25 protein-coding genes and 3 pseudogenes are annotated in these 25774 nt (G+C 71.8%); 19 read left to right on the forward strand and 9 right to left on the reverse strand.

The features are described from left to right. The 3 genes and pseudogenes from JSY13_RS04820 to JSY13_RS04830 form a co-directional block, all read right to left on the reverse strand. Positions 1-696: a response regulator gene (locus JSY13_RS04820; protein WP_259607893.1), complete on the reverse strand. Its 696-nt coding sequence runs from the start codon at positions 694-696 to the stop codon at positions 1-3. Further along, positions 693-1430 (reverse strand): sensor histidine kinase, encoded by a 738-nt coding sequence (locus tag JSY13_RS04825; RefSeq protein ID WP_259607894.1) that lies wholly within the window; start codon positions 1428-1430, stop codon positions 693-695. The genes JSY13_RS04820 and JSY13_RS04825 overlap by 4 nt, the downstream gene beginning before the upstream one ends. A gap of 110 nt (positions 1431-1540) precedes the next feature. Then, a pseudogene (locus tag JSY13_RS04830) lies at positions 1541-1990 on the reverse strand (ATPase); the annotation flags it as partial. On the opposite strand from JSY13_RS04830, the pseudogene JSY13_RS04835 reads away from it, so the two are divergent. Both JSY13_RS04835 and JSY13_RS04840 read left to right on the forward strand, forming a co-directional pair. Further along, positions 1958-3052, forward strand: a pseudogene (locus JSY13_RS04835) (cation:dicarboxylate symporter family transporter); the annotation flags it as partial. The pseudogenes JSY13_RS04830 and JSY13_RS04835 sit on opposite strands and share 33 nt — an antisense overlap. 3 nt (positions 3053-3055) lie before the next feature. Beyond that, positions 3056-3805, forward strand: a complete 750-nt coding sequence (locus JSY13_RS04840; RefSeq protein ID WP_259607895.1) for an SDR family oxidoreductase — start codon at positions 3056-3058, stop codon at positions 3803-3805. A 57-nt stretch (positions 3806-3862) separates the two neighbouring features. Here JSY13_RS04840 and JSY13_RS04845 read toward each other — a convergent pair whose 3' ends face one another. Together JSY13_RS04845 and JSY13_RS12660 are read right to left on the reverse strand one after the other, a co-directional pair. Next, entirely contained in the window at positions 3863-4036 is a 174-nt protein-coding gene (locus tag JSY13_RS04845) for a DUF5302 domain-containing protein (RefSeq protein WP_259607896.1), read from the reverse strand. 306 nt (positions 4037-4342) lie between these two features. Next, a pseudogene (locus JSY13_RS12660) lies at positions 4343-5098 on the reverse strand (DedA family protein); the annotation flags it as partial. On the opposite strand from JSY13_RS12660, the gene JSY13_RS04855 reads away from it, so the two are divergent. The 6 genes from JSY13_RS04855 (at position 4980) to JSY13_RS04880 (ending at position 12709) form a co-directional block, all read left to right on the forward strand. Continuing rightward, positions 4980-6905 carry a GDSL-type esterase/lipase family protein gene (locus JSY13_RS04855; protein WP_259607899.1) on the forward strand — a complete coding sequence of 642 codons (1926 nt, stop codon included), beginning with the start codon at positions 4980-4982 and terminating at the stop codon, positions 6903-6905. The pseudogene JSY13_RS12660 and the gene JSY13_RS04855 overlap by 119 nt on opposite strands. Positions 6906-7192: 287 nt before the next feature. Next, a complete protein-coding gene (locus tag JSY13_RS04860) occupies positions 7193-9466 on the forward strand; it encodes a polyribonucleotide nucleotidyltransferase (RefSeq protein ID WP_259607900.1) in 2274 nt (757 codons plus the stop codon). A 217-nt stretch (positions 9467-9683) separates the two neighbouring features. Next, complete coding sequence (locus JSY13_RS04865; protein ID WP_259608129.1) at positions 9684-10709, forward strand: aldo/keto reductase; 1026 nt, start codon at positions 9684-9686, stop codon at positions 10707-10709. Positions 10710-10868: 159 nt separating this feature from the next. Further along, on the forward strand, positions 10869-11471 hold the full coding sequence (locus JSY13_RS04870) for a histidine phosphatase family protein (RefSeq protein ID WP_259607901.1): 603 nt from the start codon (positions 10869-10871) through the stop codon (positions 11469-11471). 51 nt (positions 11472-11522) lie between these two features. Then, positions 11523-12269: a 4-hydroxy-tetrahydrodipicolinate reductase gene (gene dapB, locus JSY13_RS04875; RefSeq protein ID WP_259607902.1), complete on the forward strand. Its 747-nt coding sequence runs from the start codon at positions 11523-11525 to the stop codon at positions 12267-12269. Further along, positions 12266-12709, forward strand: coding sequence for a hypothetical protein (locus JSY13_RS04880; RefSeq protein ID WP_259607903.1), 444 nt, complete (start codon positions 12266-12268; stop codon positions 12707-12709). Before dapB ends, JSY13_RS04880 begins: the two co-directional genes overlap by 4 nt. Before the next feature lie 117 nt (positions 12710-12826). Here the strand turns inward: JSY13_RS04880 and JSY13_RS04885 are convergent, their stop codons facing one another. The 3 genes from JSY13_RS04885 to JSY13_RS04895 form a co-directional block, all read right to left on the reverse strand. Next, positions 12827-13252 carry an OsmC family peroxiredoxin gene (locus tag JSY13_RS04885; RefSeq protein ID WP_259607904.1) on the reverse strand — a complete coding sequence of 142 codons (426 nt, stop codon included), beginning with the start codon at positions 13250-13252 and terminating at the stop codon, positions 12827-12829. 85 nt (positions 13253-13337) lie between these two features. Beyond that, positions 13338-13799, reverse strand: a complete 462-nt coding sequence (locus JSY13_RS04890; protein ID WP_259607905.1) for a DUF4395 domain-containing protein — start codon at positions 13797-13799, stop codon at positions 13338-13340. Beyond that, a complete protein-coding gene (locus tag JSY13_RS04895; protein ID WP_259607906.1) occupies positions 13796-14263 on the reverse strand; it encodes a thioredoxin family protein in 468 nt (155 codons plus the stop codon). Before JSY13_RS04895 ends, JSY13_RS04890 begins: the two co-directional genes overlap by 4 nt. Before the next feature lie 95 nt (positions 14264-14358). On the opposite strand from JSY13_RS04895, the gene JSY13_RS04900 reads away from it, so the two are divergent. Genes JSY13_RS04900 through JSY13_RS04910 form a run of 3 tightly spaced genes read left to right on the forward strand, consistent with a single transcriptional unit; the run spans position 14359 to position 16396 of the window. After that, positions 14359-15162 (forward strand): thymidylate synthase, encoded by an 804-nt coding sequence (locus JSY13_RS04900; protein WP_259607907.1) that lies wholly within the window; start codon positions 14359-14361, stop codon positions 15160-15162. Beyond that, positions 15159-15635, forward strand: a complete 477-nt coding sequence (locus tag JSY13_RS04905) for a dihydrofolate reductase (RefSeq protein ID WP_259607908.1) — start codon at positions 15159-15161, stop codon at positions 15633-15635. Before JSY13_RS04900 ends, JSY13_RS04905 begins: the two co-directional genes overlap by 4 nt. Further along, the gene (locus JSY13_RS04910; RefSeq protein WP_259607909.1) at positions 15635-16396 is read left to right on the forward strand and encodes an SDR family NAD(P)-dependent oxidoreductase; all 762 of its coding nucleotides are present in this window, start codon (positions 15635-15637) and stop codon (positions 16394-16396) included. Before JSY13_RS04905 ends, JSY13_RS04910 begins: the two co-directional genes overlap by 1 nt. 92 nt (positions 16397-16488) lie before the next feature. Here JSY13_RS04910 and JSY13_RS04915 read toward each other — a convergent pair whose 3' ends face one another. After that, positions 16489-17031, reverse strand: coding sequence for an NUDIX domain-containing protein (locus JSY13_RS04915; protein ID WP_259607910.1), 543 nt, complete (start codon positions 17029-17031; stop codon positions 16489-16491). Positions 17032-17101: 70 nt separating this feature from the next. Here JSY13_RS04915 and dapA point away from each other — a divergent pair, with 70 nt between their 5' ends. The 8 genes from dapA (at position 17102) to recA (ending at position 25724) form a co-directional block, all read left to right on the forward strand. Further along, positions 17102-18079, forward strand: a complete 978-nt coding sequence (dapA, locus tag JSY13_RS04920) for a 4-hydroxy-tetrahydrodipicolinate synthase (RefSeq protein ID WP_259607911.1) — start codon at positions 17102-17104, stop codon at positions 18077-18079. A 59-nt stretch (positions 18080-18138) separates the two neighbouring features. Further along, positions 18139-19815: a ribonuclease J gene (locus tag JSY13_RS04925; protein WP_259607912.1), complete on the forward strand. Its 1677-nt coding sequence runs from the start codon at positions 18139-18141 to the stop codon at positions 19813-19815. Positions 19816-19884: 69 nt separating this feature from the next. Further along, on the forward strand, positions 19885-22623 hold the full coding sequence (locus JSY13_RS04930; RefSeq protein WP_259607913.1) for an FtsK/SpoIIIE family DNA translocase: 2739 nt from the start codon (positions 19885-19887) through the stop codon (positions 22621-22623). Beyond that, positions 22623-23201: a CDP-diacylglycerol--glycerol-3-phosphate 3-phosphatidyltransferase gene (gene pgsA / locus JSY13_RS04935; RefSeq protein WP_259607914.1), complete on the forward strand. Its 579-nt coding sequence runs from the start codon at positions 22623-22625 to the stop codon at positions 23199-23201. The genes JSY13_RS04930 and pgsA overlap by 1 nt, the downstream gene beginning before the upstream one ends. Then, a complete protein-coding gene (locus JSY13_RS04940) occupies positions 23198-23692 on the forward strand; it encodes a CinA family protein (RefSeq protein WP_259607915.1) in 495 nt (164 codons plus the stop codon). The genes pgsA and JSY13_RS04940 overlap by 4 nt, the downstream gene beginning before the upstream one ends. Positions 23693-23878: 186 nt before the next feature. After that, the gene (locus JSY13_RS04945; protein ID WP_259607916.1) at positions 23879-24187 is read left to right on the forward strand and encodes a helix-turn-helix domain-containing protein; all 309 of its coding nucleotides are present in this window, start codon (positions 23879-23881) and stop codon (positions 24185-24187) included. Positions 24188-24205: 18 nt separating this feature from the next. Continuing rightward, complete coding sequence (locus JSY13_RS04950; RefSeq protein WP_259607917.1) at positions 24206-24427, forward strand: DUF3046 domain-containing protein; 222 nt, start codon at positions 24206-24208, stop codon at positions 24425-24427. Between the two features lie 247 nt (positions 24428-24674). Then, on the forward strand, positions 24675-25724 hold the full coding sequence (recA, locus tag JSY13_RS04955) for a recombinase RecA (protein WP_259607918.1): 1050 nt from the start codon (positions 24675-24677) through the stop codon (positions 25722-25724). Positions 25725-25774 lie beyond the last annotated feature (50 nt).

A 25774-nucleotide genomic window follows, 5' to 3' on the forward strand; every position in this document is an offset into this window, starting at 1 on the left:
TCAGCCGCCGTCCTGCCCGCCGCGGATCCAGGTGTACTCCGTCTCGGGGCGTCCGCGAGCACCGTATCGCGCCCCGCGGCGGAGCACGCCGTCCGCGACGAGGTGCTCCAGGTAGCGCCGCACCGAGACGCGCGACATGCCCAGCTGCGCGGCCGCCTCGCTCGCCGACATCGTCCCGGCCGCCCGCACGGCGGCCGTCACCCGTTCCAGGGACTCGGCCGACAGGCCCTTCGGGATCGGGATGCGGCCCGTGGTGCGCCCCAGCAGCGCGTCGATCTCCGCCTGCGTGGCCTCGCCGTTCGTGGCCTGCGCCTGCTCGCGGTGCGCCCGGTAGGCGGTGAGACGCTCGCGGAACACCGCGAACGGGAACGGCTTCACCAGGTACTGGAACACGCCGAGCCCGGCCATCCGGCGCACGGTGTCGGCGTCGCGCACCCCGGTGATCGCGATCACGTCGACGGTCGCGGCCCTGGCGCGGAGCGTCCGCAGCACGTCGAGCCCGGAGCCGTCGGGCATGGTGATGTCGAGCAGGACGAGGTCGAAGGCCCCGGGGCCGGGGTTCTCCAGCACGGCGGTGAGCGCGGCCCGCGCGCCGGTGCATTCGCCGGTCACCTCGAAGCCGTCCAGCCGGCCGAGATACTCCCGGTGCAGCTCCAGCGTGAGCGGGTCGTCGTCGACGATCAGCGTGCGGATCACCGTCGCCGCCGTCCGGTCGCGGGCGGGAGCGTGACTCGGAACGTCGTCGGATGGTCCCCGATCTCCACCGTCCCGCCGGCATCCGTCACCACCGAGCGCACCAGGGCGAGACCCACACCCCGGCCCTCCGCGCCCGCGGGTTTGGTGGAGAACCCGGGGGAGAACACCCGCTCGCGCAGGTGCGCGGGCACGCCCTCGCCGCTGTCGGACACCTCGAGGAGGATGCCGCCCTCCGCGGTGGGACGCAGCGACACCTCGACCCATCGCTCGGCGGAGGAGGCCGCGGCATCCATCGCGTTGTCGATGAGGTTGCCCAGCACCGCGACGCTGTCGACGGGGGCGAGCGGGGAGCGCGGGGTGTCGGGATCGATGCGCACGCGCCAGTCGATGCCGCGCTCCTTCGCCTGCGAGGCCTTGCCCAGCAGCAGCGCCCCCACGGTCGGATCGCCGTGCCGCCGGGCGGTCACCTGATCGACGAGCGACTGGCTCTGCCGCGACGTCTCGGTGAGGATCTCGATCGCCTCGTCGGTGCGGCCCAGCTCGAGCAGGGCGACGGCGGTGTGCATCCGGTTCCCGTGCTCGTGCGTCTGCGCGCGCAGCGCCTCGCCGAGGGTGCGCAGCGACTCGTAGGAGGAGACGGCGTCGCGGACCCGCCCGGGCGGCAGGTCGCCGGCGATGCGGCGGGTGATCCGGCGCGCCGCCCATACTCCGGCGACGCCGATGGCGACGAGCACGAGCGTGATGGCGAGCGACAGCGGCAGGCGGCGCTGCAGCGTGTCTCCACGATGGACTCTGTGGTCACCCCGCTGGCGACCCAGCCGACGAGGGTCCCCTCGGCGCGCACCGGCACGATCGTGCGGACCGAGGGCCCGAGCGTGCCGGTGAAGACCTCGGTGAGGACCTTCGGCCGCTGCGGGATCGTGCCCAGGTAGCGCCCGCCGATCTCGGCGGCGTCCGGATGCGTGATCCGCACCCCGTGCGGATCCATGATCGTCACGAAGTCGAGGCGGGCCCCCTCGCTCACAGCCAGGGCGTACGGCTGCAGCGCACACGTCGCCGCGGCGGCGTCGCCCTCGCGCAGGACGGACACCACGGTCGGATCGACGGCGATCGTCGCGGACGCCGCGGCGGTGACCCGCTCCGCCTCCGCACGGACGGCGCGCTGCGCCTCGACGACGAGGAAGGCGGCGACGAGGCCGGCGAGGAGCAGGGACGCGGCGATCAGCACGACGAAGACGCGGGAGGCGGCGCTGCTACGCGGAGCATCGGACTCGTGGTCGGGAACGTGATCCACCCCGGTTCCGGTCTGGACATGGCCGGCGCGACGTACGACGCCGCCGGCGCCGCCGGCGCCGCCGAGGCGAAGACCACGCAGGAGTTCGTGCTCGGCATCATCCCGGCCACGTTCTTCTCCGCCTTCACCGGCGAGAGCGTGCTGCAGGTGCTGTTCGTCGCGCTGCTGTCCGGATTCGCCCTGCAGGGGCTCGGCGAGCGCGGCGCGCCGATCATGGAGGCGGTCAGGAACCTGCAGCGGCTGGTGTTCCGCATCCTGGGCATGATCCTGTGGGTGGCGCCGCTGGGCGCGTTCGGCGCGATCGCCGCCGTGGTCGGCAAGTCGGGCATCGCCGCGATCTGGAGCCTCGGCATCCTGATGGGCGCGTTCTACCTCACCTGAATCGTCTTCATCGTGGTGGTCCTCGGCGGTCTGCTGTGGGCGGTCACCCGGGTGAACGTGTTCCGCCTGATGACGTACCTCGGGCGGGAGTACCTGCTCATCGTCGGCACCTCCTCGTCGGAGTCGGCGCTGCCGCGGCTGATTGCGAAGATGGAGCACGCCGGCGTCTCCAAGCCGGTCGTCGGCATCACGGTGCCGACCGGCTACTCCTTCAACCTGGACGGCACCGCGATCTACCTGACCATGGCGTCGCTGTTCATCGCCACCGGTCTCGGCAAGCCGATGTCGATCGGGGAGCAGATCGGCCTGCTCGTGTTCATGATCATCGCGAGCAAGGGCGCCGCGGGCGTCACCGGCGCGGGGCTGGCCACCCTCGCCGGAGGATTGCAGGCGTACCGCCCCGACCTCGTCGACGGCGTGGGCGTGATCGTCGGCATCGACCGGTTCATGTCGGAGGGCCGCGCCCTGACGAACTTCACCGGCAATGCGATCGCCACGCTGCTGATCGGCACGTGGACGAAGGAGGTCGACCGCGACCGGCTGCGCGAGGTGCTCAGCGGCCGGCTGCCCTTCGACGAGTCGATCCTCGACGGGGTGGACGATCACGGCACCGCCGCCGGCCGCGCGACGGATGCCACGGAGGGGACGGATGCGCCGCGGCCGCTCCCGCACTACCGTTGAGCCATGGACATCGCGATCGCGGGGGCGACCGGCGCGATCGGCGCCGCGGTCGCCCGCGTCGCCGCCGAACGCGGGCACGGCGTGCGGACACTGGCGCGCAGCACCGGCGTCGACATCCTGGACGGGCGGGGGCTCGACCACGCCGTGCGCGGCAGCGACGTGGTGATCGACGTCCTCAACGTGCGGACGCAGAGTCCGCGGAAGGCGGCCGAGTTCTTCCAGCGCACCACCACCGGCCTGCTCGAGGCCGAGCAGAGGGCCGAGATCGGCCACCACCTCGCGCTGTCGATCGTCGGCATCGACCGGGCGCCGTACGGCTACTACGCCGGCAAGCTGGCGCAGGAGCGGGCGGTGCAGGCCGGAGCGGTGCCGTGGACGATCCTGCGGGCCACCCAGTTCCACGATTTCGCCCGGCAGCTGTTCGAGCGGGTCGCGCTGGGACCGCTGCATCCGGCGATCGCCGCGCGTACCCAGCCGGTGGATCTGACCGAACTTGCGGTGCGGATCGTCGATCTCGCCGAGGCCGGACCGTCGGGGCGCGTCCCCGATATGGCAGGGCCGCGCGAGGAGGATCTCGCCGCGATGATGCGCGCCTGGGCCGCGCACGCCGGCCGGCGCGCATGGATGCCGCGGGTGCCGTCGCCTGGCCGCTTCGGCCGGGCACTGCGGGACGGCAGCATCCTTCCCGGTCCGGACGCGCAGCTCGGGCGGGTGACCTTCGCCGAGTGGCTGGAGGCGCAGCCGCACGTGTGAGGGGGCGCGCCCGACGAGCCGGCTGAGCGGCCGGCCCCGACGAGTCGCCCCTCGTCGTCAGCCGCTCTTGCGGCGGAACTCGCGCTTCATCGGCGGCGCGGGGGTGGCGTGCACCGGTGAGTCGCCGTCGAGATGCGCCTCACCGTCGCGGTGCCGGGCGTTCTTCTTCTCGAGCGCCTCTTTGAACTTCCGCTTGATGTCCTCGGAGGGGACGGCCTTGTCTTCGCTCATGGCGCCAGCCTAGCTTCACCCGGCCCCGGCATCCGTTGGGGAGGAGTTCTCAGGCTCGGGAGGAGGAATCCGGCCTGAGGATCCGCCGCTGGCCGAGTTCTCCTCCCGAGCGTGTGGGCCGGTCAGCGGAACCGGCGCAGCCGCAGGCTGTTGCCGACGACGAAGGCGCTCGAGAACGCCATCCCCGCGCCGGCGCGTCGCGGCCAGGTCGATGAGGAGGCCGGCGAGGACCGCCGCGACGACCGACACCGCCATCGCGACCAGCGGTCCTCCCGGGACGAGCGCGGCGATCACCGCGCCGACCGCCGCCTGGTACGCGGCCCACCCGGCGGCGGCGAGGGCGGCGAGAGCCAGATACCGAGGCGGATGCACGCGCGACGCACCCGCGACGAGGTTCACCGCCAGGCGTGCGAACGGCACGAAGCGGGCGGTGAACAGCACGGTCGCGGTGCCGGTGTCGAGCCGGCGGCGCGCCCAGCCGAAGGCGCGGCGCATCCGGTGCCCGCGCATCCATCCCCACCGCTGCAGGCCCACCAGCCGCCCGACGAGATAGCAGCCCGCGTCGCCGGCCCAGGCGGCGCAGGCGGCCAGCGCGATCACGGCCGGGAGCGGCGGGGCGCCGTGTGCGATGGACAGGGCGCCCAGCGCCGTGACCGCGATCTCCCCGGGCACGACGACGATGAACGCATCGCACAGCACCAGAACGCTCATCAGCGCCAGACCGGACGGCCCGGTCAGGATCGCGAGCAGCGGTTCCGGCAGCACGCGTCCACTGTGACGCACGCCGGTGAACGGCAGGGGACCGGGCGGTGCCCGGCGGAACCTCCCGGAGGACTGCGGGTGACCGGCATCCGTGCATCCGGTGAACTCTTCCCGCGACGGCCCGCACGCGGCCGGTACACGCCCCGGCGCCGGGCATCCTGGCACCGTGAGAGTGGCGATCGTGACAGAGTCCTTCCTCCCGCACATGAACGGCGTGACCGGGTCGGTGCTGCAGATCCTCCGCCACCTGGAGCGCACCGGCCACCAGGCGCACGTCATCGCCCCCGCTGCGGCGGGCATGCCGCTGCGCAGCGGACACGCGCGCATCGACGCCGTCCCCTCCATCCCGCTGCCCGGGTACCGCAGCGTCCGCGTGGGCACGTCACCCACCGGCCGGCTGACCGCCGCGCTCGAAGCCTTCCGCCCGGACGTCGTGCACCTGGCATCCCCGTTCGCGCTGGGCTGGCGCGGCGTGCTCGCCGCCGGCCGGCTCGGGGTGCCCGCGGTCGCCGCCTACCAGACCGACGTCGCGGCGTACGCGGCTCGCTACGGGGTGGCGCTGACCACCGCGATCGCCGAGCGGCATGTCGCCCGGCTGCACCGGCGGGCCACGCTCACCCTCGCCCCGTCCTCGGCGTCCGAGCAGCAGCTCGCGCGGCTCGGCGTCGACCGGGTGCGGCGGTGGGGGCGCGGGGTGGACGCCGACCGGTTCCACCCGGACCGCCGCATCCCGCGGTGGGAGCACCGGATGCCGGGCGAGACCGTCGTCGGCTACGTCGGCCGGCTCGCCCCGGAGAAGCAGGTGGAGGATCTCGCGGCCCTCGCCGGGCTGCCCGGCATCCGTCTCGTCATCGTCGGCGACGGGCCGTCGCGGCCGCGCCTGCAGGCCCTGCTACCGGATGCCGTCTTCCTCGGCCATCTGTCCGGCGACGCGCTCGCCGCGGTGATGGCCTCGATCGACGTGTTCGTACATCCGGGGGAGAGCGACACGTTCGGGCAGACCCTGCAGGAGGCGCACGCCAGCGGCGTCCCCGTCGTCGCCACCGGTCGCGGCGGTCCGCGGGATCTGGTGCGGATGGGCGTCGACGGCTGGCTGTACCGTCCCGGGGACCTCGACGACCTGCGGATGCGGGTCGCGGACCTCGCCGGCGACCCGCGCAAGCGGCGCGCCTTCGGCAGGGCGGGACGCGAGGCGGTGGAGAGCCGCAGCTGGGAGCGGGTGTGCACGCAGCTGCTCGAACACTTCGAGGAGGCGCGGATGCTGCACGCCGTCGACCGGTCGCTGCGCGCGCCGCGCCTGCGCCGGCCGGAACCGGTCCCGGCGACCGCGCGCCCCTGGATGCGGTACGTGGCGCTGGGCGACTCGCTCACCGAGGGCCTGTGCGATCCGGACCGCGACGGGACGCTGCGCGGGTGGGCGGACCGGCTCGCGCTGCTCCTCGCCGCCCGCAGCGGGCTGCAGTACGCCAACCTCGCGGTGCGTTCGCGGCGGGTCGACGACGTGTGCGGGCCGCAGCTGCAGCGTGCCCTCGCACTGCGGCCCGACCTCGTCACGATCCTCGTCGGCGCGAACGACCTGGTGCGGATCCGGGTGGACGTGACGGCCCTGGCCGCCCGCGTCGAGGACGCCGTCCGCCGGCTGCGCGGCGCCGGCGCGGACGTGGTGCTGCTGACGCCCTTCCTGCCCCGACGACGCGAGGCGGCGGTGTACGCGCGGCGGTTCGCCGCCTTCGCCGATGCGCTGAGCGGCGTCGCCGAACGCACCGGCGCCCTGCTGGTGGACACGGACCTGCACCCCGCGCTGGGGGAGCGGCCGAACTGGGCGGAGGACCTCGTGCACCTCTCCCGCAGCGGGCACCGGTTCCTCGCCTACCGGGTCGGCGAGGCGCTCGGCGTGCCGTACGCCGAGGAGCTGGGCGCGCTCGACGAGGCGCTGCACGAGGGCGAGCGGCTCACCCGGCGGATGTGGTGGCGGCGCTACGCGCTGCCGTGGGTGTGGCGGCGGATGCACGGCCGCACCGCCGGCGACGGGCTCACCGCCAAGCACACCGGGTACGTGTTCATCGGGCGCTCGGCCTCGCCGGACCGCTCGATCGCCGTCGGCTGAACGCGGCCGGCCTGCGGGCGGCCGGGGAAGGGCTGGTACGCTGGGGAAGGCTGCCTGTGGCATCCATCGAAACTGCATACAGGCTTCACACGGAGCGGTCGGCTGAGAAGCTGGTCCCCTGTGGTGGGTTCCTCGTCGCACGCGGCGCCGGGTGATCTTCTACTGGTGGCCAGCGCAGGCGCTGTTCGCGGGACTGCCCGCGCGCTTATATCTGTCCGCATCCGCTCCTTCGCGAACGCTCGTGCGTCACACGGACGCGCGAGCCTAAACAAAGAAGGAGAGACCTCTTGGAAGGTCCTGAAATCACCGCCACCGAGGCCGTTCTCGACAACGGCCGCTTCGGCACCCGCACCATCCGCTTCGAGACCGGACGCCTCGCCCAGCAGGCGCAGGGCTCGGTGGCGGCCTACCTCGACGGCGAGACCATGCTGCTGTCGGCGACCTCCGTGAGCAAGCAGCCGCGCGAGGGCTTCGACTTCTTCCCGCTGACGGTCGACGTCGAGGAGCGCTCCTACGCCGCCGGCAAGATCCCCGGCTCGTTCTTCCGCCGCGAGGGCCGCCCCTCCACCGAGGCGATCCTGGTGTGCCGTCTCATCGACCGCCCGCTGCGCCCGTCGTTCGTCGACGGCCTGCGCAACGAGGTGCAGATCGTCATCACCGTCCTCTCGATCGCCCCGGGCGAGTTCTACGACGCACTGGCGATCAACGCCGCCTCGGCGTCCACGCAGATCTCCGGTCTGCCGTTCTCCGGCCCCATCGCCGGTGTCCGCCTCGCGCTCATCCCCGGTCACGGCGAGAACGCCGACCAGTGGGTCGCGTTCCCGAACGCCGAGCAGGTGGAGCAGGCCGTGTTCGACCTCGTCGTCGCCGGCCGCGTGATCACCAAGGCAGACGGCTCCGAGGACGTCGCGATCATGATGGTCGAGGCCGAGGCGACCGAGAACAGCTGGAACCTCATCAAGGCCGGCGCCGTCAAGCCCAGCGAGGAGGTCGTCGCGCAGGGCCTGGAGGCCGCCAAGCCGTTCATCGCCCAGCTGGTGAAGGCGCAGGCCGAGCTCGCCGCGACCGCGTCGAAGGAGCCCGGCGTGTACCCGGTGTTCCCGGCGTACAGCCAGGAGGTCTACGACTTCGTGGCCGAGCGCGCCTACGCCGAGCTCAGCGACGTCTACCAGATCGCCGACAAGCAGCAGCGCCAGAACGCCGACGACGCGATCAAGGACCGTGTCCGCGCCGAGCTCATCGAGGCCACCGAGGCCGGGAACCTGCCCGCCGCCGCGCCGCTGGAGTTCTCCGCGGCGTACAAGTCGGTCACCAAGAAGATCGTCCGCGGTCGCATCCTCACCGAGAACGTCCGCATCGACGGCCGCGGCCTCGCCGACATCCGTCCGCTCGACGCCGAGGTCCAGGTGATCCCGCGCGTGCACGGCTCGGCCATCTTCCAGCGCGGCGAGACCCAGATCCTGGGTGTCACCACGCTGAACATGCTCAAGATGGAGCAGCAGATCGACTCGCTGTCGCCCACCACGAGCAAGCGCTACATGCACCACTACAACTTCCCGCCCTACTCCACCGGTGAGACCGGCCGGGTCGGGTCGCCGAAGCGTCGCGAGATCGGGCACGGCTTCCTCGCCGAGCGCGCCCTCGTGCCGGTGCTGCCCAGCCGCGAGGAGTTCCCGTACGCGATCCGCCAGGTGTCCGAGGCTCTCGGCTCCAACGGCTCCACCTCGATGGGCTCGGTCTGCGCGTCCACGCTGTCGCTGCTGAACGCCGGTGTGCCGCTGCGCGCCCCGGTGGCCGGCATCGCGATGGGCCTGGTCTCCGACGAGGTCGACGGCGAGACCCGCTACGCGGCGCTCACCGACATCCTCGGCGCCGAGGACGCTCTCGGCGACATGGACTTCAAGGTGGCCGGCACCGCCGAGTTCGTCACCGCGATCCAGCTGGACACCAAGCTCGACGGCATCCCCTCCGAGGTGCTCGCCGGCGCGCTGACCCAGGCCCGCGACGCGCGCCTGACCATCCTGAACGTGCTCAACGCGGCGATCGACTCCCCGGATGAGATGGCGCCGACCGCTCCGCGCGTGATCAGCGTGCAGATCCCGGTCGACAAGATCGGCGAGCTGATCGGCCCGAAGGGCAAGACGATCAACGCCATCCAGGACGAGACCGGCGCGCAGATCTCCATCGAGGAGGACGGCACCGTCTACATCGGCGCGACCGACGGCCCCTCGGCCGAGGCCGCCCGCGCCCAGGTGAACGCGATCGCCAACCCCACCAACCCGGAGGTCGGCGAGCAGTTCCTGGGCACCGTGGTGAAGATCGCCACGTTCGGCGCCTTCGTCTCGCTGCTGCCCGGCAAGGACGGCCTGCTGCACGTCACCGAGGTGCGCAAGCTCGCCGGCGGCAAGCGCGTGGAGAACGTCGAGGACGTCCTCTCCGTCGGCCAGAAGATCCTGGTGCGCATCACGAAGATCGACGACCGCGGCAAGCTGTCCCTCGAGCCGGTGCTCGACGACGCCCCCGCCGAGGAGGCCCCGGCCGAAGAGCCGGCCGAGGCCTGACCCTCGGTGCGGGCCCCGCGCCCGCACGTCACGAGACCCCGGGATCCGCGGATCCCGGGGTCTCGTCGTATCCGATGTGACCAAAACGTTATCCGCGGCCGTCGATCACGCCCGTCACGGTGTCGGGAGCCCCGGGGATCGTCCTCTACCCTCGAAGTACCGCGCATCGGGGACGCCGGTGCGGGACACGAGTCGGGGGACCCGCGGGGGTGAGATGATGCGTCTGTTCGGCGTAGGGACGGCAGCCGAGAACGGACGCGCCCCGCAGGCGCACGACGCGCACCCCTCCGCTCCGATCCCGGTCGTCGGACCGGGCGTCGGCGAGCAGATCCGCGTGCCTCTCGGCGAGAGCGGGTTCACGGTGTTCCCGCTGATGATCGGCGCCGCGGAGTTCGGCTGGAACGTCGACCTCGAGACCAGCCACGGCATCCTGGACCGCTACGCGGAGTTCGGCGGCAACGCCGTGCACACCGCCGACGGGTATTCCGGCGGCCGCAGCGAGCACATCATCGGCCAGTGGCTGCGCTCCCGGGGTCGGCGGGAGGGCACCGTCCTCGCCGTCCGCATCGGCGCGCACGCCGACAACCCCGGGCTCGGGTCGGTGAACCTGGTGCGCGCCGTGGAGGGGTCGCTGACCCGGCTGGGCGTCGAGCGCCTGGACATCGTCTACCTCGATGCCACCCTGGACGACGGGACCAACCTCGAGGACACCCTGGCCACGGTGGAATGGCTCCGCGACGCCGGCAAGATCTCCACCGTGGGCGCCTTCCGGTTCTCCGCCGAGCGCCTCGTCGAGGCCCGCATCCTCGCCGCGGCCGGCTACCCGCGGATCGAGATGCTGGACGAGCCATACAACCTGGTGCGCCGCAAGCCCTTCGAAGGAGACCTCCGTCTCGTCGCGGGCGCGCAGAGCCTGGCGGTGACGCCCTCGCACGCCCTCGAGCACGGCTTCCTATCCGGACGCCACCGCACCAAGGGCTCCTCGTCCGGGGTGCGCGCGGTGCAGCTGCGCGGGAACCTGAACCGGCGCGGCATCCGCATCCTGCGCGCGCTCGACCTCGTGGCGGGCGAGCTCGGCGTGCCCGTCGCCGCGGTCTCGATCGCCTGGCTGCTCGCGCAGCGCACGGTCGTTGCGCCCATCGTGAACGTGTTCGCGACCGAGCACGTCGAGGAGCTCATGCAGGGCGCCGGCGTGACCCTGTCGCGCGCCCAGCTCGCCGAGCTGAGTCGCGCCGCCGAGTGACGGGCATCCGGCGCGGCTGCGGCCGTTCCGGCGCCGGGGTGGTGCTTGCGGGGGGCGCGACGCGTCCGACGTGGGCGCTGCGGAGCGCCGCCGGTCCCGTGTCCGCGCCGTGACATAAGCTGGGGGCATCCCGACACGGGGGCAGGAACGGGCGGGGTTGTGACGCATTACATCTATCTGGTCAGGCACGGCGAGCATCAGGACGCCGAGCACGGCGTCGACGACGGACCGCTCTCGCCCCGGGGCCAGCGTCAGGCCGAGCTGATCGCCGACCGGCTCTCCGGGCTCCCGCTGGACGCCGTCTGGCATTCCCCGCTGCTGCGCGCGGCCGAGACCGCCAGGGCCGTCGCAGCGCGGCTGCCCGCGGTCGACCCGGAGCCTTCCGCCCTGCTGTTCGACTGTGTGCCCACCGGGATGACGGAGGACACGCCGGCCGTGTACGAGACCTTCTTCGGCTCCGTCACCGAGGCGGAGATCGACGCCGGCCGCGCGCAGATGGCGGATGCCGTGGGGGAGTTCCTCGTGCGCAAGCAGGGCGACGTGCACGAGGTGCTGATCACGCACAACTTCGTGATCGCGTGGTTCGTCCGCGAGGTGCTCGGTGCGCCGGAGTGGCGGTGGATGACCCTGAACCAGGGCCACTGCGGACTGACGATCATCGCGCAGAAGCAGGGGCGCCCCTGGACGCTGCTGTCGCACAACGACCTCGGTCACCTGCCGATGGAGCTGCGCACCGGCCTTCCGGACACGCCCATGGTGTGACCTGCGCGTCACCTCCGGGCCCGGGTCGCCGCGCGAAACTAGACTGGAGACATGACCACGCAGGTTGCCCTCGTCGGCGGAACCGGGAATCTCGGCGGCATCATCCGCACCGTCGTCGACGAGCTGGACGGGTTCGAGGTGAGCCGCATCCTCACCTCCGCCAGCGATCTGCGCGAGCTCGACGGCGCGGGCCTGGTCATCGACGCGTCCACCCCGGCGGTGAGCGTGGAGGTGGTCAGGGCGGCGACGGAGATGGGCATCAACGTCCTCGTCGGCACGTCCGGCTGGTCGCAGGAGCGCATCGCGCTGGTGCGGCCGCTCGTCGAGGCCGCCGGCACCGGCGCCGTGTTCATCCCGAACTTCTCCCTCGGCTCGGTGCTGGGCTCGGCCCTCGCCGCCGCGGCGGCGCCGTTCTTCCCGTTCGCGGAGATCATCGAGGCGCACCGCGACACCAAGATCGACTCGCCCAGCGGCACCGCGGTCCGCACCGCCGAGCTGATCACCGCGGCCCGCGAGGAGCAGGGCCCGGTGAGCGCCCCGCACGCGGATCAGCGCGCGCGCGGCCAGCAGGTCGCGGGCATCCCTGTCCACTCGCTGCGCCGCCCGGGTGTGATCGCCAAGCAGGAGGTCATCCTGTCCGGGCCGGGGGAGTCGCTCTCCTTCGTGCATGACACGATCGAGCCCGCTCTGGCGTACGCGCCCGGCATCCGTCTGGCCGTGCCGTTCGCACGCGACGCGCGCGGCGTCGTCGTCGGCCTCGAGAACATGATCGACATCGGCATCCGGACCCGGTCGTGACCTCGCGCCTCGGCGTCGCCGTGATGGCGGCCGCCCTGCTGCTGTACATCGCCGTGGTGGGCTGGCGTGCCGTGGTGCTGCTGGGCTCGGGCGAGCCGATCGCGGTGGCGATGGGGGTGGCGCTGCTGGTGCTGCCGTTGATCGGGGCGTGGGCGCTGGTGCGCGAGCTGCAGTTCGGCTTCGCGGCTGACCGGCTGGGGCGGATGCTGGATGCCGAGGGCGGCATGCCGGAGGCGCCCGCGGAGCTCATGCCCAGCGGACGCCTGAAGAGCGAGGATGCCGCCGTCCTGCTCGCCCGCTACACCGCGGAGGCCGAAGCCGCGCCGGAGGACTGGCGGGCGCGCTACCGGGTCGGCGTCGTCCAGGACGCCGCCGGCCGACGGAAGGATGCCCGTGCCAGCATCCGGCAGGCGATCCGCCTCGCACAGCCCAGGCCCTGAGCCTCAGCTTCTAGACCCCTGACCCGCTCATCCCGGCACATTGTGTCCCGTCGTGCAGGCGGTGGGTCGTCCGACCTGCACCTGGTGACACAATGTGCCGGGAAGGGTGGGTGGCAGTCAGGCCAGGGACGCCTCGAGGGTGATCTCGATGCCGGCGAGCGCCTGGGAGACCGGACAGCCGGCCTTGGCGCCCTCGGCGATCTCCTGGAACTTCTCCGGCGTGATGCCCGCGACGGTGGCGTTGACGTTCAGGTGGCTGCCGGTGATGCCGGTGCCGGGCTTGAAGGTCACCGAGGCGGTGGTGTTCAGGCGCTCGGGCGGGGTGCCGTTCTCGGCGAGGGCGTGCGAGAACGCCATGCTGAAGCACGAGGCGTGCGCCGCGGCGATGAGCTCCTCCGGCGTGGTGGTCGTCTCGGAGCCCTCGCTGCGGGCCTTCCAGTCGATGGGGAAGGTGCCCAGGTTCGAGGAGGAGAAGGCGACGGTGCCGGACCCCTCCATGAGCGATCCGGTCCAGGTGGTGGTGGCTTCGCTGGTGACGGTCATGGTTCCTCCAGAGGTCTCGGGGTCACGACGCGGGCTCGCGTCGTCTCCGGCCAGCCTAGCGAGGGGTCGCGGCGGGAGGGAACGCTCAGGCCGCGGAGCGCAGCACGCCCGCGCGCCGCAGCAGCAGGTAGATCTGGCAGCCCAGGCAGTAGCCGAACGCCGCATTCAGGAACGCCGCGGCGAACGCAGCCGCCGTGGCGATCGGCAGCGCTGCGGGCACGCCGGCCAGGTGCAGCAGCAGGCCGACCCCGACCACGAACAGGCCGACGCCCTGGGCGAACCGCGGCGGACGGGGATCCTCCAGCTCGGCCGGCGGCACCAGGCGAGGCCGGATGACGCTGCGGAACAGCACCGCCCAGGGATGCGTCTGCGGCGAGAGGACGCCCCAGAGGAACAGCAGCGCGACGAGCACGGCGACGAGCACGGCTGCGAGCCGAGCGCCCGACGCGGTCAGCAGTCCGAGAAGCGTGGCGATCAGCAGCAGCACGGAGGTGATGGCGGCGGCGAAGCGGGGGCCGCGGGGGTCGATTCCGGGGGGAGTGGTCATCGGATCTCCTGGGGTGCGGTCCGGGTTGCGGATGCGGTCCGGGGCGCGGATGCGGGGAGGGCGGCGAGCGCGGCCTCCAGATCCGCCGGGCGCGGGACGCCGTTGAAGCGCGAGCGGATGCGGCAGCCGGCGTCCACGAGCAGGGTCGTCGGGGTCTGCAGGATCCGGTACCGGCCGGCCGTTTCCGTGCGCCGGGTGAGGTCCACCTCGATGTGGCCGACGCCCTCGTGCCGGATGGCCAGGTCGGACAGCATCCGTCGCACCTGCGGGCAGCGGGCGCACACCTCGGTGCTGAACTGGACGAAGGTGGCGCGCGGTGCGAGCCGTCCAGGCAGGTCGGCGGGGTCGACCACCGACCCGTCGCCGCGGCGCCGTCGCCCGTCGCGCCGTCGCCACACGGCGCCCAGCGCGGCGGTCGCCGCGACGAGGACGCCGACGGTCGCGAGGGCAGCCCACAGGTCCATGTCCCGAGGGTACGCCGGGCGTCCGGCACCGGGTCCGATATGACGCCGGGTGACGCGCAGGCGGGGCGGGGGAGCCTCCCGGTATCGTGGCTGTCATGACGGTTCCCACCCCGTACGAGGACCTGCTCCGCGACGTGCTCGCGAACGGCACGCACAAGGACGACCGCACCGGCACCGGCACCACCAGCGTCTTCGGACGGCAGATCCGGTTCGACCTGTCGCAGGGCTTCCCGCTGATCACCACCAAGCGGGTGCACTTCAAATCGGTCGCCTACGAGCTGCTCTGGTTCCTCCGCGGCGACTCGAACGTGCGCTGGCTGCAGGAGCACGGCGTCACGATCTGGGACGAGTGGGCGGATGCCGACGGCGACCTCGGTCCGGTGTACGGCGTGCAGTGGCGGTCCTGGCCGACGCCCGACGGCGGGCACATCGATCAGCTGGCCCAGGTGGTGGAGCAGATCCGCGCCACTCCCGACTCCCGGCGGCTGATCGTGTCGGCGTGGAACCCGGCGGACATCCCGGACATGGCCCTCGCGCCCTGCCACGCGCTGTTCCAGTTCTACGTCGCCGACGGGAAGCTCTCCTGCCAGCTCTACCAGCGCAGCGCCGACCTGTTCCTCGGGGTGCCGTTCAACATCGCCTCCTACGCGCTGCTGACCCTGATGATCGCGCAGCAGACCGGCCTCGAGCCCGGGGACTTCGTCTGGACCGGCGGTGACTGCCACGTCTACGACAACCATATCGAGCAGGTGCAGGAGCAGCTCCGCCGCGACCCGTACCCGTACCCCACGCTGCGCCTCGCCCGCAGGCCCGCGTCCCTCTTCGACTACCGGTACGAGGACTTCGTGCTGGAGGACTACCAGCACCACCCGGCGATCCGCGCGGCGGTCGCGGTATGACCTGGCTGGGGCTGATCTGGGCGGAGGCGCACGGCGGCGTCATCGGCGCCGGCGGCGGCATGCCGTGGCACGTCCCGGAGGACCTCGCCCACTTCAAGGAGGTCACCCTGGGCCGTCCGGTGATCATGGGCCGCAAGACCTGGGAGTCCCTGCCGGAGCGGTTCCGGCCGCTGGAAGGGCGGGAGAACATCGTGATCACCCGCCGCCAGGACTGGGCCGCCGACGGCGCGCGTCGCGCCTCGAGCATCCACGACGCGGTCCGCGGACTCGACAGCGCCTGGGTGATCGGCGGCGCCGAGATCTTCCGGCAGGTGCTCGGCGACGCCGATCGGCTCGAGGTCACCGAGCTCGACCTCGACGTCACCGGGGACGCGTTCGCGCCCTCCCGCGAGGGCTGGCGGCTGGTGGACGAGGCGGAGTGGCGCACCTCGCGCACCGGCATCCGCTACCGATTCCTGGGGTACGAGCGCTGATGCCGCAGGCGCTGATCACGGGCGCCAGCGCCGGGCTCGGAGCCGAGTTCGCCCGGCAGCTCGCCGCGCGCGGCGCGGATCTGATCCTGGTCGCACGCTCCGCCGACGCCCTGGAGGAGCTGGCGGTGGAGCTGCGCACGACGCACGGCGTCGACGTCCGGGTGCTGCCCGCCGATCTCGCCGTGGAGGCGGACCTGCAGCGTGTCGCCGACCGGCTGACGGATGCCGCGTCCCCGGTCGATCTGCTGGTCAACAACGCCGGGTTCGGGCTGCCGCTGCGGTTCGCGGACAACGACGTCGACGACGAGGTGCGCCACCTGCGGGTGCACGTCGAGGCACCGCTGCGGCTCATGCACGCGGCTCTGCAGACCATGCGGGGTCGCGGCGGCCGGATCGTCAACGTCGCCTCCGTCGCCGGCTTCATCCCGCGCTCCACCTACGCCGCCTGTAAGGCGTGGCTGATCGGGTTCAGCCGGTGGGCGAACATCGAGTACGCCCGCGACGGCGTCAGCGTCACCGCGCTGTGCCCCGGGTTCACGCACACGACGTTCCACGAGCGGATGGGACTGGCCGCCGGGGAGGAGGGCGTCCCCGCGTTCGCGTGGCTGGATGCGCGGGCGGTGGTGCGCGAGGGACTGCGGGATGCCGCCCGCGGCCGCGCGGTCTCGGTGCCGTCGCTGCGCTACAAGGCGATCGTCGCCCTCGCGCGGCTACTGCCGCCGTCGGTGGCGGCGCGGGCGGGCGGCCGCGGGCGGATGTAGCGGGCCCGGCCGGTCGGGCGGACGCACTCGGCGCCGCGCCCAGACGACCGGACGCCGCGCCCGGACGACCGGACCCCGCGTCGGGCCCGCGGTCAGGCGAAGCGGCCGAGGCGGATGCCGGCCAGCGCGAGCGCCGCGACCGTCTCGCCGTCGGTGATCCGACCGTCCGCGATCATCGCGATCGCCTCGGCGAACGGCACCCGCAGCACGGCGTCGATGCCCTCCTCGGTGCGGCCCTCGTCATCAGCGTCCGCGGCCGGGCGCAGTCCGCGCGCCAGGAACACGTGCTCCCGCGCCACGGCGATGCCGTTCAGGGCGTTCACGGTGCCGAGCGCGGTCCACTCGTCGGCCTCGAGCCCGGTCTCCTCGCGCAGCTCGCGCCGGGCGGCCGTGAGCGGATCCTCCCCGTCGGTGCCGCCGGCCGGCACCTCGATCGACGCGCCGGTGGTGTAACGGTGCAGGGACACCAGGCACACGCGCTCGTCCTCGTCGAGCGCGACCACGAAGACGGCCGGATGCTGCATCCGCACCACGCCGTAGATCCCGGCGCCCGACGGGCCGGTCACGCGGTCCTCCCGCACCTCGATCCACCGGTTCTCGTACACGGTCCGCGAGTCGTCGATCTGCCACACCATCCCCCGAGCCTACGGTCCCGGCGCGGCCGTTCCGGCGCGAGAGCGCGCCGCGAGACGATAACCTGAACTCATGACGCACACGGGCAACCCCTTCGGACAGGTTCTCGTCGCGCTGGTCACGCCGATGACCGCCGACGGCGAGGTGGACTGGCCCGCGGTCGAGAAGCACATCGACACCGTCATCGCCGACGGCGCCGACGGCATCGTGGTCACCGGCACCACCGGTGAGACCTCGACCCTGACCGACGCCGAGAAGCTGCGCCTCGTCGAGGTCGGCAAGGACGTCGCCTCCGGACGGGCGAAGATCATCACCGGCGGCGGATCCAACGAGACCGCGCACGCCATCGAGCTGTACAAGGCGAGCGAGAAGGCCGGCGCCGACGGCATCATGATCGTCACGCCGTACTACAACAAGCCCACCCAGGCCGGCATCCTGACCCACTTCCGCCTCGTCGCCGACGCCACCGACCTGCCGGTCATCCTGTACGACATCCCCGGCCGCACCGGCGTGCCGATCAAGTACGAGACGATCCTGCGCCTGGCCAAGCATCCGAACATCCTCGCCGTGAAGGACGCGAAGGGCGACTTCAGCGAGGTCAGCCGGGTGCTCAACCAGACCGACCTGATGTACTTCTCCGGCGACGACGCGAACGTGCTGCCGCATCTGTCGATCGGGGCCACCGGCCTGATCGGCGTCACCGCGAACATCACCTCCGCGCCGTACCGCACCATCGTCGACGCCGTGAACCGCGGCGACCTGAAGGCGGCCACGGCGGAGCACAAGCGCCTCGAGCCCCTGGTCCGCGCGGTGATGACCCACGTGCCGGGGACCGTGTCGACCAAGTACATCCTGCACGGGCTCGGCCGCATCGGCAGCCCGCGCGTGCGGCTCCCGCTGGTCGGGCCGGAGGAGTGGGAGGCCGCCCTCATCGAGGACGAGCTGTCGCTGGTCAAGGACGTCCCCGGTGCCGATTTCTCGAACTTCCGCCCCGACCGCAACGCGGCCGCGGGTGGCGCGCTGCCCAAGGTGCACGGCACCACCCGCTGAGCCGGGCAGGCGCGCAACGCCACGAACGGACACGAGCGGTGTCCGACTGAGGAGACAGCATGTCCATCCCCCTGTCCGAACCGGAACCCCTCGCCGCCGGCACCCTGCGCGTCATCCCCCTCGGAGGACTGGGCGAGGTCGGCCGCAACATGACGGTCTTCGAGTTCCAGGGCAAGATCCTCGTCGTCGACTGCGGCGTGCTCTTCCCCGAGGAGCACCAGCCGGGCGTCGACCTGATCCTGCCCGACTTCGAGCCGATCAAGGACCGCCTCGACGACATCGTCGGCATCGTGCTCACGCACGGTCACGAGGACCACATCGGCGCGGTGCCGTACCTGCTCCGCCTGAAGGGCGACATCCCGCTGATCGGCTCCAGCCTCACGCTCGCGCTCGTCGAGGCGAAGCTCAAGGAGCACCGGATCAAGGCCTACACGCTCACGGTCGCCGAGGGGCAGCGCGAGCAGGCCGGCCCGTTCGACCTCGAGTTCGTCGCAGTGAACCACTCGATCCCGGATGCCCTCGCCGTCGCGATCCGCACCCCCGCCGGCCTGGTGCTCGCCACCGGCGACTTCAAGATGGACCAGCTCCCGCTGGACGGCCGGCTCACCGACCTGCGCGCCTTCTCGCGCCTGGGCGAGGAGGGCGTCGACCTGTTCCTGGTCGACTCCACCAACGCCGACATCCCCGGCTTCACCCCCCTGGAGCGCTCCATCGGCCCGGTGCTCGACCAGGTGATCGCCAAGGCGCCGCGCCGGGTGATCGTCGCCAGCTTCTCCAGCCACGTGCACCGCGTGCAGCAGGTGATCGACGCCGCCTACGCCCACGGCCGCCGGGTGGCCTTCCTCGGCCGCAGCATGGTGCGGAACATGACCATCGCCGAGGATCTGGGCTACCTGAAGGTGCCGGACGGCGTCCTCATCGACTACAAGAAGGCCAAGGACCTGCCCGACGACCGCATCGTCTACATGTCCACCGGCTCGCAGGGCGAGCCGATGGCCGTGCTCAGCCGCATGGCGAACCTCGACCACGCCATCGAGCCCGGCGAGGGCGACACCGTGATCCTCGCCTCCAGCCTCATCCCCGGCAACGAGAACGCCGTCTACCGCGTGATCGACGGCCTCACCAAGCTCGGCGCGAACGTCGTGCACAAGGCCAACGCCCAGGTGCACGTGTCGGGTCACGCCGCGGCCGGAGAGCTGCTGTACTGCTACAACATCCTGAAGCCCCGGAACGTGCTGCCGGTGCACGGCGAGTACCGCCACCTGATCGCGAACGCGAAGCTCGCCCGCGACACCGGCGTGCCCGAGGAGCGCACCATCATCGCCTCGAACGGCACGGTCATCGACCTCCGCGACGGCGAGGCGCACGTGGCGGGGCAGCTCGATCTCGGCTTCGTGTACGTCGACGGGTCGACGGTCGGCGAGATCACGGATGCCGACCTCAAGGACCGCCGCATCCTCGGCGAGGAGGGCTTCATCTCGGTCATCGTCGTCGTGGACGCGCAGACCGGCGGCATCATCTCCGGCCCGGAGATCCACGCCCGCGGCGTCGCCGAGGACGACGCCGTGTTCGACGACGTGGTGCCGAAGATCGTCGCCGCGCTCAAGGAGGCCGCCGGCAACGGCGTCCGCGACAACCACGCGCTCTCGCAGGTCGTCCGCCGCACCATCGGCCGCTGGGTGAACCAGAAGCTGCGCCGCCGGCCGATGATCGTGCCGCTTGTGATCGAGGCCTGACCGGGTCCGATCCCGCGGAAAGCCGCGTCATTGCGGGCCGGCGTCGGACCCGGGACGTACCGTAGAGGAATGGCCAGGAGCACCACGAAGACCGCGCGCGCCGCCGAGGACACTCCGTCGCGCTCGAAGCGGCAGACGGCCTCCAAGGCACCCGCGAAGGCGGCGCCCGCGCCGAGGAAGTACATCGACGAGCCCGAGCGTCCGCCGCTGGCGGTGCGGATGTGGCTGGGCCTCGCGCACGGCGTCGGCGGCCTGTTCCGCGCCTTCGGGCCGGAGACCCTCGAGAAGGACCAGCGGCGGGACGGCTTCCCGTTCCTGCTCGTGCTGCTGGCCTGCGTGGGCGCGGTCGTGGAGTGGTTCTTCATCGGCGACGCGGTCGCGCAGATCATCAGCGCGTACAGCTGGGGGATGCTGGTCGGCCGCATCGCGTTCGTGATGCCGGTGCTGCTCCTCCTGCTGGCCGGATGGCTGTTCCGGCATCCGTCCTCCGTGCACGACAACGGCCGGATCGGGATCGGCTTCGGCCTGTTCACGCTCGCCCTGGCCGGGATCTGCCACGTCGCCTCCGGCACCGCGAACGACCTCGGGGTGCTGGAGCGCCCCCAGCCGCGGGACGGGATGCCGGCGCTCAGCGCCGCCGGGGGCCTGTTCGGATGGATGCTCGGCGAGCCGCTGGCCTTCCTGACCCCGATCGTCGCCTACCTCGTGCTCGGGCTGCTGACGTTCCTCAGCATCCTCATCCTCACCAAGACCCCGCCGAACCGGATCGGACAGCGCCTCGGCGACCTGTACGCGTGGATGTTCGGCACCGAGCGTCCCGAGCGCCCCGAGCGTCCCGCTCCCGGCGAGGCGCGCGCCGACGACGCGGACGCGGACCAGGACGACGCCCTGCCGTGGTGGCGTCGGAACAAGACCGGACGCGAGGAGGACCCCGACGCCGGATCCGACTCGCAGGCGATCACCGCACTGCTGGACGAACCCGGGTCGAAGGCCGCGTACGACCAGGCCGTCATCGTCGACGACGAGCCGTACGACGCCGCCACCGAGGTCCTCACCGATGTCAGCGCGATCACCGGCATGCTCGACGAGCAGAACGCCACCGCGCTGCTGGACGACTCCGGCTCCACCGGCGAGCTGCCCGGACTGGACGGCTTCGGCACCGAGGGTCCGGGGGAGCGCGGGCCGCAGCCGCCCGCCGCGCCGTACACGCTGCCTCCGCCCGCCCTGCTCAGCGAGGGACCTCCCGCCGTGGCGCGCTCGGAGGCGAACGACCGCGTGGTGCAGCAGATCACCAACGTGCTCACCCAGTTCAACGTCGACGCCAAGGTCACCGGCTTCTCCCGGGGCCCGACGGTCACCCAGTACGAGGTGGAGGTCGGGCACGGGGTCAAGGTCGAGAAGATCCTGCAGCTGAGCAACAACTTCGCCTACGCGGTCGCCTCGAACGATGTGCGCATCCTCTCGCCCATCCCGGGCAAGAGCGCGATCGGCATCGAGATCCCCAACTCCGACCGCGAGAAGGTGGCGCTCGGCGACGTGCTGCGCTCGGCCGCCGCACAGAAGAGCACGCATCCGCTCACCATCGGCGTCGGCAAGGACGTCGGCGGCAACTTCGTCGTCGCCAACCTCGCGAAGATGCCGCACCTGCTCGTGGCCGGCTCCACCGGCTCGGGCAAGTCCAGCTTCGTGAACTCGATGATCACGAGCCTGCTGATGCGTGCCCGCCCGTCGGACGTCCGGATGGTGCTGATCGACCCCAAGCGGGTCGAGCTGACCAGCTACGCCGGCGTGCCGCACCTGATCACGCCCATCATCACGAACCCGAAGAAGGCGGCCGAGGCGCTGCAGTGGGTCGTGAAGGAGATGGACATGCGGTACGACGACCTCGCGTCGTTCGGGTTCCGTCACATCGACGACTTCAACCGCGCCGTGCGCGCCGGTGAGGTCGAGGTACCGCCGGGCAGCGAGCGGGTGCTCAAGCCGTACCCGTACCTGCTCGTCGTCGTGGACGAGCTCGCCGACCTGATGATGGTCGCCCCGCGCGATGTCGAGGACTCGATCGTGCGCATCACCCAGCTGGCGCGCGCCTCGGGCATCCACCTGGTCCTGGCCACCCAGCGACCGAGCGTCGACGTGGTCACCGGCCTGATCAAGGCGAACGTGCCCTCGCGTCTGGCGTTCGCGGTGACCAGCGTCACGGACAGCCGGGTCATCCTGGACAGCCCCGGTGCGGACAAGCTCATCGGCCAGGGCGACGCGCTGTTCTCGCCGATGGGGTCGTCCAAGCCGTTCCGCCTGCAGGGCGCGTGGGTGGACGAGAGCGAGATCGACGCCGTCGTCAAGCACGTCACCGCGCAGGCCCGCCCGGAGTACCGGCCGGACGTGCAGGAGGCGATCGAGCCGAAGAAGAAGGAGGTCGACGAGGACATCGGCGACGACCTCGAGCTGCTGCTCGCCGCCGCCGAGCTCGTCGTGTCGACCCAGTTCGGGTCCACCTCGATGCTGCAGCGGAAGCTGCGCGTCGGCTTCGCCAAGGCCGGCCGCCTCATGGACCTGCTCGAGTCGCGGGAGATCGTGGGCCCGTCCGAGGGCTCGAAGGCGCGCGACGTGCTGGTCACCGCCGAGCAGCTTCCGGGCGTGCTCGCCCGCCTGCGCGGCGAGGACGCACCCGCCCCGGCGCCCGCCGCCGCAGCGCCGGCCGCACCGCGCGGCGCCGAGTCCGACCCGGTCGAGGCGCAGTTCCAAGGCCTCCCGGTCGTCGAGGAGGAGGGCGACGAGGACGCCTGGGGACTGACGGGACGCGACTGATGGCCATTCCGCGGCAGCTCCCGAACGCCATCACGATCGTCCGCATCCCGCTCGCGATCGTCTTCCTCGTGCTGCTGCTGCTCGGCGGACCCGCCGGGGACGCCCACCTCGGGCTGCGCTGGACCGCCGCGGCGCTGTTCGTCCTCGCGATCTCCACCGACTGGGTGGACGGCTACCTCGCCCGCAAGCACGACATCGTCAGCGACTTCGGCAAGCTGTGGGATCCGATCGCGGACAAGCTCCTCACCGGCGCCGGGTTCATCGGCCTCGCCGTGCTCGGCGAGTGGCCCTGGTGGATCGTGATCGTCATCCTCATCCGCGAGTGGGGCATCACCGTCCACCGGTTCCTCGTGGCCAAGCAGCACATCGTCGCGGCCGCCTGGATGGGCAAGCTGAAGACCCTCGTGCAGGCCGTCGCCCTGTCCTGGTGGCTGCTGCCGCTGCACGCGCTCATCGGCGAGACGTGGTGGATCGGGGTCGGGGTCGTGCTGATGTACGCGGCCCTGGTGCTCACCATCGCCAGCGGCATCGACTACGTCGTCGCCCAGGTGCGCGGGGCACGGTCGGCCGACGCGTGAACGACGCGGCAGAGCTGCTGTCGCTGCTCCGGCAGCGCGGCTGGACCCTCGGGATCGCAGAGTCCCTCACCGGCGGCGCGCTCTCGGCCGAGGTCGTCGCCGTCCCCGGGGCCTCCGCGAGTCTGCGCGGCGCCGTCGTCGCCTACGCCACGCCGGTCAAGCACAGCCTCCTCGGGGTGGACGGCGCGCTGCTGGCGGCCCACGGCCCGGTGCATCCCGAGGTCGCCCTGCAGATGGCGGCCGGAGTCCGGCGCGCCGTCGCGGTGGACGGATGCCCGGCCGACGTCGGCATCGCCACGACCGGGATTGCCGGCCCCGATTCGCCCGACGGGCAGCCGGTGGGGACGGTCCACATCGGGGTCGTCACGCCGGCGGTCCGGGACGTGCGCTCCTTCGTGTTCCCCGGCGACCGCGCCGCGGTGCGGGCATCCGCCGTCGCGGCCGCACTCCGCGCCGGCTGCGAGGCGCTCGCGGATCGGGCCTCGGAATAGCCGGGACTCCGCGGGCGTTGACTCACATGTGCCGATCAACACACGGATCACGGAACAGGCGTCGCCCGGCGCGGCGCTCACACGCGAAGCACAGAGTGACACACTAGATTCAGTGGCATCCGGTCGGGTTAGACTGGCGATCCCCTCGAGATCGCAGACGAGGGGAACGACGGAGAGGAGGTTCCGATGATCCTTGTACGACAGGAGATCGGCGATGTGCTGAGGGACTTCCGTCTGCAGAAGGGCCGCACGCTCCGTCAGGTCGCCAGCAAGGCATCCGTCGCCCTCGGCTACCTCAGCGAGGTGGAACGGGGCCAGAAGGAGGCCTCCAGCGAGATCCTCGCCTCGGTCGCCGAAGCGCTCGACGTTCCGATCTCGACCATCATGCGCGAGGTCGGCGACCGCATCTCGGTTCTCGAGGGCATGCACGGATTCCCGGATGTCGTGCCCGACGATCTCGTGGCCTCCGTCGAGCCCGAGCTCTCGCTCCGCTGAGCGGGGACGGGACGACGGATGCGGCGCAGCGAGTTCCTGCGCGCGGTGGATGACGAGTTCGGCGGCCGCGCCACGGCGCTGACGCACGACCTCGTGCTCAGCGGCCTCGGCCGGACGGCGATCGAAGCCCTGGACGACGGCGTGCCGCCGCGCGAGATCTGGCTCGCGCTGTGCGCCGAGACCGACGTGCCCGCCGAACGCCGTTACGGCGTGGGCCGGCTGGAGCCCCGGCGACGCTGAGATCGCGTCCTCTCACGGATTCCCGGCGTGTCGTCGAACGTGTGTTCGATGGGGGCGTATCGTTCTGCACGAGTGGTTTCGAGGCGATTTCTCTCCACAGACGGGGCCCTGGCCGACGCGATGTCGGTGGCCACGCCTACGGTGAAGACATGGCACCGAGCCATACGCCTTGTCGGAGAATCCGTCCCGCCGGGACAGGTCGCGACAGCCTACAGGCGGCAGCACATCGAGCACGAAGGAGCACGTCATGCCATCCCCGGACGACCGCGACAAGGCACTGGATTCCGCGCTCGCCCACATCGAACGCCAGTTCGGCAAGGGATCGATCATGCGACTGGGCAGCGATGAGCGCGCCCCGGTCGAGGTCATCCCCACCGGCTCCATCGCGCTCGATGTCGCCCTCGGCATCGGCGGTCTGCCGCGCGGGCGCATCATCGAGATCTACGGCCCGGAGTCCTCGGGTAAGACGACGCTCACCCTGCACGCGATCGCGAACGTGCAGCGCGCCGGCGGCATCGCCGCGTTCATCGACGCGGAGCACGCCCTCGACCCCGACTACGCCAAGAAGCTCGGCGTCGACATCGATCAGCTCCTCGTGTCGCAGCCCGACACCGGAGAGCAGGCCCTCGAGATCGCCGACATGCTGATCCGCTCCGGCGCGATCGACCTGGTGGTCATCGACTCCGTGGCCGCGCTGGTCCCGGAGGCGGAGATCAAGGGCGAGATGGGCGACTCGCACGTCGGCCTGCAGGCGCGCCTGATGTCCCAGGCGCTCCGCAAGCTCACCGGTGGCCTCAACCAGACCAAGACCACGGCCATCTTCATCAACCAGCTGCGTGAGAAGATCGGCGTCTTCTTCGGCTCGCCGGAGACGACTGCGGGTGGAAAGGCCCTCAAGTTCTACGCCTCGGTGCGGCTCGACATCCGCCGCATCGAGACGCTGAAGGACGGGGCCGAGGCGGTCGGAAACCGCACCCGCGTCAAGGTGGTGAAGAACAAGATGGCCCCGCCGTTCAAGCAGGCCGAGTTCGACATCCTCTATGGCGTCGGCATCTCGCGCGAGGGCAGCCTGATCGACTTCGGTGTCGAACACGGCATCGTGAAGAAGTCGGGCGCCTGGTACACCTACGACGGCGACCAGCTCGGTCAGGGCAAGGAGAACGCCCGCAACTTCCTCATCAAGAACGAGGACATCGCGGCGGCGATCGAGGCTCAGATCAAGCAGAAGATGGGCATCGGGGCCAAGGCCGCGGAGGAGGCTCCGGTCGACGAGCTGAGCCAGCGGCGTCCGGCCTGATGCGTCGGCCGAGCGCAGCTACCGCGCGTCGATGGAGTTTGGCAACCGCA

The organism is Microbacterium neungamense (assembly GCF_024971095.1).
In the GTDB taxonomy this organism is placed as follows: domain Bacteria; phylum Actinomycetota; class Actinomycetes; order Actinomycetales; family Microbacteriaceae; genus Microbacterium; species Microbacterium neungamense.

Bases quoted from the DNA above. Each gene is read 5' to 3' on its own strand.
- JSY13_RS04915 (WP_259607910.1), bottom strand. From the start codon at position 17,031: ATGGTGTGGCAGATCGACGACTCGCGGACCGTGTACGAGAACCGGTGG.
- JSY13_RS04910 (WP_259607909.1), top strand. From the start codon at position 15,635: ATGCCGCAGGCGCTGATCACGGGCGCCAGCGCCGGGCTCGGAGCCGAG.
- recA (WP_259607918.1), top strand. From the start codon at position 24,675: ATGCCATCCCCGGACGACCGCGACAAGGCACTGGATTCCGCGCTCGCC.
- JSY13_RS04890 (WP_259607905.1), bottom strand. From the start codon at position 13,799: ATGACCACTCCCCCCGGAATCGACCCCCGCGGCCCCCGCTTCGCCGCC.
- JSY13_RS04925 (WP_259607912.1), top strand. From the start codon at position 18,139: ATGTCCATCCCCCTGTCCGAACCGGAACCCCTCGCCGCCGGCACCCTG.
- JSY13_RS04950 (WP_259607917.1), top strand. From the start codon at position 24,206: ATGCGGCGCAGCGAGTTCCTGCGCGCGGTGGATGACGAGTTCGGCGGC.
- JSY13_RS04895 (WP_259607906.1), bottom strand. From the start codon at position 14,263: ATGGACCTGTGGGCTGCCCTCGCGACCGTCGGCGTCCTCGTCGCGGCG.
- JSY13_RS04905 (WP_259607908.1), top strand. From the start codon at position 15,159: ATGACCTGGCTGGGGCTGATCTGGGCGGAGGCGCACGGCGGCGTCATC.
- JSY13_RS04840 (WP_259607895.1), top strand. From the start codon at position 3,056: ATGGACATCGCGATCGCGGGGGCGACCGGCGCGATCGGCGCCGCGGTC.
- JSY13_RS04900 (WP_259607907.1), top strand. From the start codon at position 14,359: ATGACGGTTCCCACCCCGTACGAGGACCTGCTCCGCGACGTGCTCGCG.
- pgsA (WP_259607914.1), top strand. From the start codon at position 22,623: ATGGCCATTCCGCGGCAGCTCCCGAACGCCATCACGATCGTCCGCATC.
- JSY13_RS04885 (WP_259607904.1), bottom strand. From the start codon at position 13,252: ATGACCGTCACCAGCGAAGCCACCACCACCTGGACCGGATCGCTCATG.
- JSY13_RS04865 (WP_259608129.1), top strand. From the start codon at position 9,684: ATGCGTCTGTTCGGCGTAGGGACGGCAGCCGAGAACGGACGCGCCCCG.
- dapB (WP_259607902.1), top strand. From the start codon at position 11,523: ATGACCACGCAGGTTGCCCTCGTCGGCGGAACCGGGAATCTCGGCGGC.
- JSY13_RS04945 (WP_259607916.1), top strand. From the start codon at position 23,879: ATGATCCTTGTACGACAGGAGATCGGCGATGTGCTGAGGGACTTCCGT.
- JSY13_RS04845 (WP_259607896.1), bottom strand. From the start codon at position 4,036: ATGAGCGAAGACAAGGCCGTCCCCTCCGAGGACATCAAGCGGAAGTTC.
- dapA (WP_259607911.1), top strand. From the start codon at position 17,102: ATGACGCACACGGGCAACCCCTTCGGACAGGTTCTCGTCGCGCTGGTC.
- JSY13_RS04930 (WP_259607913.1), top strand. From the start codon at position 19,885: ATGGCCAGGAGCACCACGAAGACCGCGCGCGCCGCCGAGGACACTCCG.